This window comes from Streptococcus oralis, assembly GCF_026782125.1.
Lineage (GTDB): Bacteria > Bacillota > Bacilli > Lactobacillales > Streptococcaceae > Streptococcus > Streptococcus oralis_CE.
Genome location: NZ_JAKUVY010000006.1, coordinates 40816 through 52113 on the forward strand (window position 1 = coordinate 40816; position 11298 = coordinate 52113).

14 protein-coding genes and 1 tRNA gene are annotated in these 11298 nt (G+C 43.4%); 12 read left to right on the top strand and 3 right to left on the bottom strand.

Annotated elements, in window-relative coordinates:
- Positions 1-109: 109 nt before the first annotated feature.
- Positions 110-904: a pyruvate formate-lyase-activating protein gene (gene pflA / locus MK385_RS06935; protein ID WP_001288281.1), complete on the top strand. Its 795-nt coding sequence runs from the start codon at positions 110-112 to the stop codon at positions 902-904.
- Between the two features lie 72 nt (positions 905-976).
- Here pflA and yidC read toward each other — a convergent pair whose 3' ends face one another.
- On the bottom strand, positions 977-1906 hold the full coding sequence (yidC, locus tag MK385_RS06940) for a membrane protein insertase YidC (protein WP_268725757.1): 930 nt from the start codon (positions 1904-1906) through the stop codon (positions 977-979).
- Between the two features lie 77 nt (positions 1907-1983).
- Complete coding sequence (locus MK385_RS06945) at positions 1984-2262, bottom strand: acylphosphatase (protein WP_001174620.1); 279 nt, start codon at positions 2260-2262, stop codon at positions 1984-1986.
- Positions 2263-2295: 33 nt separating this feature from the next.
- Here MK385_RS06945 and MK385_RS06950 point away from each other — a divergent pair, with 33 nt between their 5' ends.
- From MK385_RS06950 to MK385_RS07000, 11 genes are all read left to right on the top strand, one after another.
- Complete coding sequence (locus MK385_RS06950) at positions 2296-3036, top strand: TrmH family RNA methyltransferase (protein WP_125422945.1); 741 nt, start codon at positions 2296-2298, stop codon at positions 3034-3036.
- A 54-nt stretch (positions 3037-3090) separates the two neighbouring features.
- Positions 3091-3774 (top strand): Bax inhibitor-1/YccA family protein, encoded by a 684-nt coding sequence (locus tag MK385_RS06955; RefSeq protein ID WP_061421644.1) that lies wholly within the window; start codon positions 3091-3093, stop codon positions 3772-3774.
- Between the two features lie 109 nt (positions 3775-3883).
- Complete coding sequence (gene asnA / locus MK385_RS06960) at positions 3884-4876, top strand: aspartate--ammonia ligase (RefSeq protein ID WP_084860344.1); 993 nt, start codon at positions 3884-3886, stop codon at positions 4874-4876.
- 64 nt (positions 4877-4940) lie between these two features.
- Complete coding sequence (gene rsmD / locus MK385_RS06965; RefSeq protein WP_268725655.1) at positions 4941-5480, top strand: 16S rRNA (guanine(966)-N(2))-methyltransferase RsmD; 540 nt, start codon at positions 4941-4943, stop codon at positions 5478-5480.
- A complete protein-coding gene (gene coaD, locus MK385_RS06970; protein WP_268725656.1) occupies positions 5470-5958 on the top strand; it encodes a pantetheine-phosphate adenylyltransferase in 489 nt (162 codons plus the stop codon). Before rsmD ends, coaD begins: the two co-directional genes overlap by 11 nt.
- Positions 5942-6979: a SepM family pheromone-processing serine protease gene (locus tag MK385_RS06975; RefSeq protein WP_070696070.1), complete on the top strand. Its 1038-nt coding sequence runs from the start codon at positions 5942-5944 to the stop codon at positions 6977-6979. Before coaD ends, MK385_RS06975 begins: the two co-directional genes overlap by 17 nt.
- A 55-nt stretch (positions 6980-7034) precedes the next feature.
- Positions 7035-7265, top strand: a complete 231-nt coding sequence (locus MK385_RS06980; protein WP_080980999.1) for a DUF1146 family protein — start codon at positions 7035-7037, stop codon at positions 7263-7265.
- A gap of 23 nt (positions 7266-7288) precedes the next feature.
- The gene (murA, locus tag MK385_RS06985) at positions 7289-8572 is read left to right on the top strand and encodes a UDP-N-acetylglucosamine 1-carboxyvinyltransferase (protein ID WP_268725657.1); all 1284 of its coding nucleotides are present in this window, start codon (positions 7289-7291) and stop codon (positions 8570-8572) included.
- Positions 8559-8753 (top strand): DNA-directed RNA polymerase subunit beta, encoded by a 195-nt coding sequence (locus MK385_RS06990; protein WP_000739701.1) that lies wholly within the window; start codon positions 8559-8561, stop codon positions 8751-8753. Before murA ends, MK385_RS06990 begins: the two co-directional genes overlap by 14 nt.
- A 40-nt stretch (positions 8754-8793) precedes the next feature.
- Positions 8794-9618, top strand: coding sequence for a DNA/RNA non-specific endonuclease (locus tag MK385_RS06995; RefSeq protein WP_000359005.1), 825 nt, complete (start codon positions 8794-8796; stop codon positions 9616-9618).
- A gap of 137 nt (positions 9619-9755) precedes the next feature.
- Positions 9756-11087 (top strand): hemolysin family protein, encoded by a 1332-nt coding sequence (locus MK385_RS07000; RefSeq protein WP_216734008.1) that lies wholly within the window; start codon positions 9756-9758, stop codon positions 11085-11087.
- A gap of 134 nt (positions 11088-11221) precedes the next feature.
- Here MK385_RS07000 and MK385_RS07005 read toward each other — a convergent pair.
- Positions 11222-11292, bottom strand: a tRNA-Cys gene (locus MK385_RS07005).
- Positions 11293-11298 lie beyond the last annotated feature (6 nt).

The following is an 11298-nucleotide window of genomic DNA, read 5'->3' on the forward strand; positions in this document are numbered from 1 at the left end:
ATGAAAGTGAAAAACAGATTGCTTTCTAAAAAATAGACAAAAAAACCTTGTTTTTCACCTTACTCGTGATATAATAAAACTATAAAACGGTTTCAAGGAAGGTGACGATATGTCTGAAGAAACAATTGACTATGGACAAGTGACAGGAATGGTGCATTCGACAGAGAGTTTTGGGGCGGTAGATGGCCCTGGGATTCGTTTCATTGTCTTTTTGCAGGGTTGTCACATGCGTTGCCAGTACTGTCATAACCCCGACACATGGGCTATGGAAACCAATAAATCACGCGAACGGACAGTAGACGATGTCTTGACAGAAGCCCTTCGCTACCGTGGTTTCTGGGGAGACAAGGGAGGAATCACTGTTAGTGGAGGAGAAGCCCTCTTACAGATTGATTTCCTGATTGCCCTCTTTACCAAGGCCAAAGAAAAAGGAATCCACTGTACCTTGGATACCTGTGCCCTTCCGTTCCGTAATAAACCACGTTATCTCGAAAAGTTTAATAAACTCATGGCGGTGACAGACTTGGTTCTTCTGGATATCAAGGAAATCAACGAAGAACAGCACAAGATTGTAACCAGCCAAACCAATAAAAACATCTTGGCCTGTGCCCAGTACCTATCAGATATTGGGAAACCTGTTTGGATTCGCCACGTGCTGGTTCCAGGTTTGACGGACAGAGATGAGGACTTGATCGAACTTGGTAAATTCGTCAAGACCCTCAAAAACGTTGATAAGTTTGAAATCTTGCCTTATCATACGATGGGAGAATTCAAGTGGCGTGAACTAGGAATTCCTTATTCGCTCGAAGGGGTAAAACCTCCAACAGCAGACCGTGTTAAGAATGCCAAGGAATTGATGGATACAGAAAGCTACCAAGACTACATGAAACGTGTTCATGGATAAAAAAGAAGCCTGATGGAGACATCGGGCTTTTGTGATGCATAAAAAGCCTAGCCTTTCAGCTAAGCTTTTTTCTTATTTTCTAGAATGTTGTTTACCAGCATTGCGTTTTTTATGTTTCTTATTAGTCATGATCGCAGTTGCTTGGTTTGGAGTGACATCTTTGCGTCCGCCTCCAGTTGAAAATGAACGTGCTTTTGGTGGATTTTTGGCAAATTCTTCACGAACTTTTTTGCGAAGTTTTGGACGAACAACATAGTTAACGATGAACTGTTGGAGAATCATCATGAAACCACCGACAACCCAGTAAAGCGTCACACTGGCTGGTGAGAAGAAGGAGAAGACGACAATCATGAGTGGGCTCATGTAAATCATTTTCTTGAGCTGTTCTCTTTGCATCTCATCTTCTACTCCATGAAGTGAGAGGAGTGATTGGAGGTAGTAGAGGACACCAGCAAAGGCTACGAGGATCATACTTGGTGAACCAAGATCGATACCCAAGAAGGTAGAGCTAGCTACCCCTTCAGTGAGCTGGGCTGCAAAGTAGATAGCAGAGAAGAATGGCATTTGAATGAGGATAGGGAAGCAACCTACACCACCTAACATGCTAATACCGTGTTCTTTCTGAGCAGCAAAGAGAGCTTGTTGAGCCTCAAGTTTTTCTTCCTGAGTTGTTGCTTCTTTGAGACGTGTTTGGTGTGGTTCGAGTACGTGTTTGAGGGCGTTCATCTTTTCAGAGTGAAGTGTCGCCTTCCATGATTGGTAGATACCAAGTGGCAAGATAATCAAGCGCACGATAATGGTTACGATAATGATAGCGACCCCGAAGCCTAGTCCTTTATCAGTAGCGAAGTACTTGATAGCTTCTCCCATCGGAGCACCCAAGAAATCCCAAACGGGACCAACTGGCTTACCTGTTGCTTTGTCTACTTGGACACAGCCTGTCAAGACGAGTAGCATAGCCACTCCCATAGCAGAGAGGGCAAAACGTTTAATAGATTTCAATGTTTTCATTCCTTCTTTAAAAATTATACCTTTCTATTCTACTGTTTTTTTGTAAAATATACAATAGTTCTGGAGACCTAATTTGCAACTTTGAAGTCTGAATAGGATGAAAAGTTGCTCATCTGCACATCCAGATAGGTGACTTTTGAAAAGGGCGTTGGGCCTTTACGGATTTCTTGGATAAATTTTGCCATAGTGGCAGAGGAGTCTGCCTGAGCAAGAATTTCAACTGTGCCATCGTCGTTATTCCAGACACGACCAGTGATGCCACCGATTTCAAGAGCTAAAGTATAAACACCCCAGCGAAAACCAACACCCTGCACCCTGCCTTGGGCAATCATTCTAACCTTTTGCATACCAAACCCCTTTGATTGTGTTATAATGTTTCTATGACTATTATAACCTCAAAAGCCAATTCTGTGGTAAAAAATACCAAGAAATTGCATCAAAAAAAATATCGAAAGTCTGCTTATTTGATTGAGGGCTGGCACTTGTTTGAAGAAGCTGTTCAAGCTGGAGTGACGATTGAAAAGGTCTTTGCCCTAGAAAGTTACCGAGATCAGCTAGCTGCTTTTCCTCAAACTATCTGGGTTTCAGAGGAGATTTTGCTGGATTTGGCAGATACGCAAACTCCTCAAGGGATTGTTGCGGTGATTCAGAAAGAAGAAGTAGGACTGCCTGATTTTAGTCAGGGGAAGTTTCTATTTTTAGAAGATGTCCAAGACCCTGGTAATGTGGGCACCATGATTCGGACTGCGGATGCCGCAGGTTTTACAGGGGTTATTGTCTCAGACAAGTCAGCAGATATCTACAGTCTGAAGACCCTGCGTTCCATGCAAGGAAGTCATTTTCACTTGCCCATCTATCGTATGCCTCTTGCCACCTTTGTAGAAGAGGCAAAGAAGAGCAATTTGCCCATTCTAGCAACGACCTTATCCAAAGAATCCAAGGACTATCGTGAGTTTTCTCCCTTAGAAAACTTTGCTCTAGTCATGGGAAATGAAGGACAGGGAATTAGTCATATCATGGCTGAGAGTGCTGACCAGCTGGTTCATATTGGCATGAAAGGCCGAGCAGAAAGTCTCAACGTGGCAGTTGCAGCAGGCATTTTGATGTTTTATTTCAGCTAATTTATAAAATCTTTGTTATAATCAAGACATATTTATAGAAAAAGGAGAATCGGAATGAATCAAACAATTATTCAAGAACGTTCAGGTCTTAATCAATTTTACGCTAAGGTTTACGCCTTTGTGGGGCTGGGGATTGGTCTATCAGCTCTGGTGTCAGCTTTGATGTTGACAGTCTTTCAGTCCCAATTGGTCTACTTTTTAATGCATGGCCGTCTCTGGTTGATGATTGCAACTTTTGCAGAACTTGCTCTAGTCTTTGTTGCAAGTAGCATGGCTGCCAAAAATAGCCCAGCAGCTCTCCCAGTATTTTTAGTTTATTCTGTTTTAAATGGCTTTACGCTCAGCTTTGTCGTAGCCTTCTATACACCTGGGACCGTCTTATCAGCCTTTGTATCCAGTGCCCTTCTCTTCTTTGTCATGGCGGCAATCGGAATTTTCACTAAGAAAGATTTGAGTGGAATGGGACGAGCTTTGATGGCGGCGCTTGTTGGTCTCATCATTGCTATGATTGTGAATCTATTTTTAGCCAATAGCTTCTTTGACTACATGATTAGTATTGCCATGGTCTTGGTTTTCTCAGGTTTGATTGCTTGGGACAACCAAAAGATTCGCTATGTTTATGAGCAGTCACGAGGGCAAGTAGCGACAGGATGGGTCATCTCAATGGCGCTCAGCATCTATCTAGACTTTATCAACCTCTTCCTTAGCATCTTACGAATCTTTGGTCGAAACGATTAATGAATGACAGAGTCAGTGTTCAAAAGAGCACTGACTTTTTCTTATTTACTCTTTTCTTTTCTTGGAAATAGGTGTATAATGCTTTTAACTAATTTTTGAGGAGCTGTTTATGAAGAAAAGTTTTATTCATCAACAAGAAGAAATTTCCTTTGTGAAGAACACTTTTACCCAGTATTTGAAAGATAAGTTAGAAGTTGTTGAAGTTCAAGGTCCTATCTTGAGCAAGGTCGGGGATGGGATGCAGGACAACCTGTCAGGTGTCGAAAATCCAGTATCCGTCAAGGTCTTGCAGATTCCAGATGAAACCTATGAAGTCGTTCACTCACTTGCCAAATGGAAACGCCACACCTTGGCTCGTTTTGGTTTCGGTGAAGGTGAAGGTCTGTTTGTTCATATGAAAGCCCTTCGTCCGGACGAAGATTCGCTTGACGCGACCCATTCAGTTTATGTGGACCAGTGGGACTGGGAGAAGGTTATCCCAAATGGTCAACGCAATATCGCTTATCTCAAAGAAACCGTTGAGAAGATTTACAAGGCTATTCGTCTAACAGAGCTAGCCGTAGAGGCCCGCTACGATATCGAATCCATCTTGCCAAAACAAATCACCTTTATCCATACAGAAGAGTTGGTAGAACGCTATCCAGACCTAACACCGAAAGAGCGTGAAAATGCGATCTGTAAAGAGTTCGGTGCTGTCTTCTTGATTGGTATTGGTGGCGAGTTGCCTGACGGAAAACCTCATGACGGCCGCGCACCTGACTATGATGACTGGACAACAGAGTCTGAAAATGGCTACAAAGGGTTAAATGGGGATATTCTAGTTTGGAACGAATCTCTTGGCTGTGCCTTTGAGCTTTCGTCGATGGGGATTCGGGTAGATGAAGATACACTTCGTCGCCAAGTGGCTCTTACAGGAGACGAAAATCGTCTGGAGTTGGAATGGCATAAGGCACTGCTCAACGGTCTTTTCCCATTGACAATCGGTGGGGGGATTGGACAGTCTCGGATGGCCATGTTCCTTCTTCGTAAGAAACACATCGGAGAGGTCCAGACCAGTGTTTGGCCTCAAGAAGTTCGCGATACGTACGAAAATATTTTGTAGAGAATCGAACCGCAAGGTTCGGTTTTCTTTCTCTTTTTGCCTATAATTTGGTATAATAAACGGTATGAAAATCGTATCAGGAATCTACGGGGGGCGACCCCTCAAGACGCTAGAAGGCAAGACGACGAGGCCGACATCGGATAAGGTGCGTGGAGCTATCTTTAACATGATAGGTCCCTATTTTGAGGGTGGTCGTGTCTTGGATCTCTATGCTGGCAGTGGTGGTTTATCCATTGAGGCAGTCTCGCGTGGGATGTCCCATGCTGTCTTAGTGGAACGGGATCGAAAGGCACAAGCTATCATCGCTGAAAATATCCAAATGACCAAGGAAGTTTCTAAATTTCAGCTCGTAAAAATGGAAGCTGATCGTGCTCTAGAGCAAGTCGGAGGGACATTTGATCTGGTCTTTTTAGACCCTCCCTATGCCAAGGAACAAATCGTTGCAGATATCGAAAAAATGGCAGAAAGAAACCTTTTCTCCCAAGAGGTCATGGTTGTCTGCGAAACCGATAAGTCTGTAGAACTCCCAGAAGAAATCGCCTACTTAGGCATCTGGAAGGAAAAAATATATGGGATTAGTAAGGTGACAGTTTATGTCAGATAAAATTGGATTATTTACAGGATCATTTGATCCGATGACAAATGGACATCTGGATATCATTGAACGCGCCAGCAAACTCTTTGATAAGCTTTATGTCGGGGTGTTCTACAATCCCCACAAACAAGGCTTTCTCCCCGTTGAAAATCGCAAACGAGCAGTTGAAAAAGCCGTAGCACATTTAGAAAATGTAGAAGTCATGGCTTCTCATGACCAATTAGTTGTTGATGTTGCAAGAAGACTGGGAGCTAAAACTCTTGTCCGTGGCTTGCGGAATGCTACAGACTTGCAATACGAGTCTAGTTTTGACTACTACAATCATCAACTGGCTCCAGAAATCGAAACCATTTACCTATATAGTCGCCCAGAGCATCTTTATATTAGCTCTTCAGCCATGAGAGAGCTCCTGAAGTTTGGTCAGGAGATTCAGCAATATGTCCCAAACAGTGTTGTGGAGGAATTAGAACATGAAGAAAAAAACTAGATGGCCCTTATATGCCATCCTAGCACTAGTATTGACTTTTTTAGCCTTTGTAGTACCTTTGCCCTACTACATAGAAGTTCCAGGTGGAGCGGAAGATATTCGTCGCGTTTTGAAAGTCAATGAAACAGAAGACACAGAAGCAGGAGCTTACCAGTTTGTAACAGTCGGCATTCGACACGCAACCCTGTCGCATCTTGTCTATGCTTGGTTAACACCTTTCACAGATATTAGAAGTGCCAAGGAGACTACGGGTGGCTCTACTGATGCAGAGTTTATGCGGATCAATCAGTTCTACATGCAAACTTCTCAAAATATGGCCAAGTATCAAGGACTGAAGACAGCTGGTAAGGATATCGAACTCAAGTACTTGGGAGTTTATGTCTTAACTGTGACGGATAATTCAACTTTTAAGGGCATTCTGAATATTGCAGATACCGTGACGGCTGTTAATGACAAAACATTTGATAGTTCAAAAGACTTGGTCGACTATGTTAACTCTCAACAATTAGGGGATACGGTCAAGGTAACCTATGAAGAAGACGGAAAAGTCAAGTCTGCTGAAGGTAAAATTATCACTCTCGAAAACGGGAAAAACGGGATTGGGATTGGTTTGATTGACCGTACGGAAGTGACCAGTGATGTTCCCATTCGCTTCTCTACAGCTGGTATCGGCGGGCCAAGTGCTGGTCTCATGTTTAGTCTCGCTATTTACACCCAGATAGCAGATCCAGGACTTCGTAATGGCCGCATCGTTGCGGGAACAGGAACCATTGATCGGGACGGAAATGTTGGCGACATTGGTGGAATTGACAAAAAAGTAGTTGCAGCCTCTCGTCAGGGAGCCAACGTCTTTTTTGCTCCTGACAATCCAGTCACCGAGGAAGCGAAAAAAGCAGATCCTAATGCGAAAAGCAACTATGAAACAGCCCTAGACGCCGCCAAAGCCATCAAGACAGAGATGAAAATCGTGCCCGTTAAAACCTTGCAGGATGCGATTGATTACCTTAAAAACAACCCCTAATTCGTAGAAAAATCGAAAACTAGCGCGCAAGCGGATAAGATGGTATAATAGTCAAATGGTTCAATTATTATTCACTCTAAGCAGTCATATGCTCTTTATTTATTTGAGTTTTTACCTTTTAAAGGATCTTGTGAGATGGGAAAAGGTTTTAAAAGTAACTGCTATTAACACAAAAAAAGTTCGTTTGTTGGTAGGCTTTTTTAGTATTGTAATGGGCTACATCTTGAGTTCGTTCTTTATCAGTTTGTACCAACTGTGGCAAGAAGCGCTTAGAGGACTATTATAAAATCAAAAGTAAAGGAAACAGCTATGGAAAAAATTGTGGTTCAAGGCGGAGATAATCGTCTGGTCGGGAGTGTGACGATCGAGGGAGCAAAGAATGCAGTCTTGCCCTTGTTGGCAGCGAATATTCTAGCAAGCAAGGGTAAGACAGTCTTGCAGAACGTCCCAATCTTGTCAGATGTTTTCACCATGAATCAAGTGGTTCGAGGTCTGAATGCCAAGGTGGACTTTGATGAGGAAGCTCATGTTGTCGAGGTTGATGCGACTGGTGATATCACGGAGGAAGCTCCATACAAGTATGTCAGCAAGATGCGGGCATCCATCGTTGTCTTGGGACCAATCCTTGCTCGTGTAGGCCATGCCAAAGTTTCTATGCCAGGGGGATGTACCATCGGGAGTCGTCCCATCGACCTCCACCTCAAAGGTTTGGAAGCTATGGGGGCAAAGATTACCCAGACAGCTGGTTACATCGAAGCTAAGGCAGAACGCCTGCATGGCGCTCATATCTACATGGACTTCCCAAGTGTTGGCGCAACACAAAACCTCATGATGGCGGCAACTCTAGCTGATGGAGTGACGGTCATTGAAAATGCTGCGCGTGAGCCAGAAATTGTTGACCTCGCTATTCTCCTTAATGAGATGGGAGCTAAGGTCAAGGGAGCTGGTACCGAAACCATCACAGTGACTGGTGTCGAGGAACTCCATGGAACAACTCATAATGTGGTACAGGATCGTATCGAAGCAGGAACCTTTATGGTGGCGGCAGCTATGACTGGTGGAGATGTTCTCGTTCGTGATGCCGTCTGGGAACACAATCGCCCCTTGATTTCAAAACTACTTGAAATGGGTGTTGAAGTGACAGAGGAATCAGAAGGTATCCGTGTTCGTTCTCAACTTGAAAATCTCAAGGCTGTTCATGTAAAAACCTTACCGCACCCAGGATTCCCAACAGATATGCAGGCACAATTTACAGCTCTGATGACCGTCGCAAAAGGGGAATCCACCATGGTGGAGACGGTGTTTGAGAATCGCTTCCAACACTTGGAGGAAATGCGCCGTATGGGCTTGCATTCAGAGATTATCCGTGACACAGCTCGTATTGTTGGGGGACAAGCTTTACAGGGGGCAGAAGTTTTATCAACGGACCTTCGCGCTAGTGCTGCTTTGATTTTGACAGGTCTGGTGGCACAGGGAGAAACAGTTGTTGGTAAGCTAGTTCACCTTGATAGAGGTTACTACCGTTTCCATGAGAAATTGGCTCAGCTAGGAGCGAAGATTCAGCGAATCGAGGCAAATGATGAAGAAGAATAAAAACTTACGCTATGTACTCCGTCGTTTACTGTTGATTTTTATCGTACTATTGCTAGGCTTTCTGGCTTTAGGAATCGGCTTGATGGTTGGTTATGGCATCCTAGGAAAGGGACAGGATCCATGGGCTATATTGTCTCCAGCAAAGTGGCAGGAATTGATTAGCAAATTTACAGGAAATTAGACTGGGAGACCAGTCTTTTTCTAAAGAAATAAGGAGAAAAATGGACAAAAAAACAAGACAAGCTCTGATAGGATTACTTCTATTCTTACTCTTGGCTGCTGGAAGCTACTACATCAAGCAGATGCAGTCAGTACCAAATAGCCCTAGAACCAAGGTTAGTCAGAAAAAACAAGCTTCAGAAGCACCCAGTCAGGAGCTAGCTGAAAGTGTCTTAACTGAGTCAATCAAAAATCAAATCAAGGGGGGGCTCGAGTGGAATGGAGCAGGGGCCTTCATTGTCAATGGCAATAAAACCAATCTAGATGCCAAGGTTTCTAGCAAACCCTATGCGGATAATAAGACAAAGATAGTTGGAAAAGAAACAGTCCCGACTGTTGCCAATGCCATCTTATCCAAAGCGACTCGGCAGTATAAGAACCGTGAAGAAACAGGCAACGGCTCAACCTCCTGGACGCCACCAGGATGGCATCAGGTCAAGAATCTAAAGGGAGCCTATACACACGCAGTAGATAGGGGGCACTTATTGGGTTATGCCTTGATAGGTGGGTTAGATGGCTTTGATGCTTCTACCAGCAATCCCAAGAACATTGCAGTTCAGACAGCTTGGGCCAACCAGGCTCAGGCTGAAGATTCGACAGGGCAGAACTACTATGAGAGTTTGGTCAGAAAAGCCTTGGACCAGAATAAGAGAGTCCGTTATCGGGTAACTCTCCACTATGCTACAAATGAGGACCTAGTTCCATCGGCTTCACAAATTGAAGCCAAGTCTTCGGATGGCGAATTGGAATTCAACGTCCTGATTCCAAATGTTCAAAAGGGAATCCAGCTTGATTACCAAACGGGTCAAGTAACAGTGACGGATTAGAAACAATAGATACAATAAAAAAACAGCTCCTTTGTCTTCTAGAGGCAGGGGAGTTGTTCTTTAAATGAAAAATAATGTGAATCCTGATCGATTTTATGATATAATGGAACACAAGATACTATTTTAGGAGAAGGACTATGGAAGACCCGAGCAGTCAGAATTTGTTGCTACAGTTTGTATTGTTATTTATCTTGACCTTGTTAAATGCTTTTTTCTCAGCCACTGAAATGGCGATGGTGTCACTAAACCGTTCCCGAGTGGAACAAAAGGCAGAAGAGGGAGACAAACGTTACATTCGTTTGTTAAAGGTACTTGAAAATCCTAACCACTTTTTATCAACAATTCAAGTTGGTATCACGTTAATTACCATCTTGTCAGGGGCTAGTTTAGCAGACACTCTAGGACGCGAAATCGCATCTTGGATAGGAAATAGTGAAACAGCTTACGCTATTGCAAGTTTTCTATCTTTAGCGTTTTTGACCTATATTTCTATTGTTTTTGGGGAACTCTATCCCAAGAGAATCGCTCTAAATCTGAAAGATACCTTGGCCATCCGAACCGCACCAGTCATTATTGGCTTGGGGAAAATTGTCAGTCCCTTTGTCTGGTTGTTATCTGCTTCAACCAATCTCTTGAGTCGTTTAACGCCAATGACCTTTGATGATGCGGATGAAAAAATGACTCGAGATGAAATTGAGTACATGTTGACCAAAAGTGAGGAAACTTTGGATGCAGACGAAATCGAGATGTTACAAGGGATCTTCTCTCTAGATGAGCTGATGGCGAGAGAAGTCATGGTTCCTCGGACAGATGCCTTTATGGTGGATATTCAGGATGATAGTCAAACCATTATCCAAAGTATTCTAAAGCAAAATTTCTCACGTATCCCTGTTTATGATGGGGATAAGGACAATGTGATTGGTTTGATTCATACCAAGCGTTTGCTAAACGCTGCCTATGCAGATGGCTTTGAAAATATTGTCTGGAAGAAGATCTTACAAGATCCACTCTTTGTTCCTGAAACTATTTTTGTGGATGACTTGCTAAAAGAATTGCGAAATACCCAAAGACAAATGGCCATTTTGCTCGATGAATATGGTGGTATGGCTGGACTGGTCACACTGGAAGACCTGCTGGAGGAGATTGTCGGTGAGATCGATGACGAGACAGACCGAGCAGAAATCGAAGTCCATCAAATCGGTGAGGACACCTATATTGCACAGGGAACCATGAATCTTAACGACTTCAATAACTACTTTGGTGTCGAACTAGAAAGCGATGATGTGGATACCATCGCAGGCTACTATCTAACTGGAGTAGGAACCATTCCAACCACTGAGAAAATCAGTTACCAACTGGTCAGTCAAAACAAACAAATCGTCCTGACCAACGATAAAGTGAAAAATGGACGTGTTACCAAGGTAAAAGTTCAAATCACAGAACTAGAACCTGAAGAAGAAACAGAATAAAGCAGTGACTTGAGTCACTGCTTTTTGTAAATCTAGATGGTAGGTTCAGTTGTCCCCACTTATTAGGAATAATAAAAAAAGCCCGGTTTTACGAGCTTTTCATTTGGTTAATTCCTGTTCATTCAGGAACTGAAAGGCGGTAGACGGATTTGAACCGACGATCAAGCTTTTGCAGAGCCGTGCCTTACCACTTGGCTATACCGCCTCAACG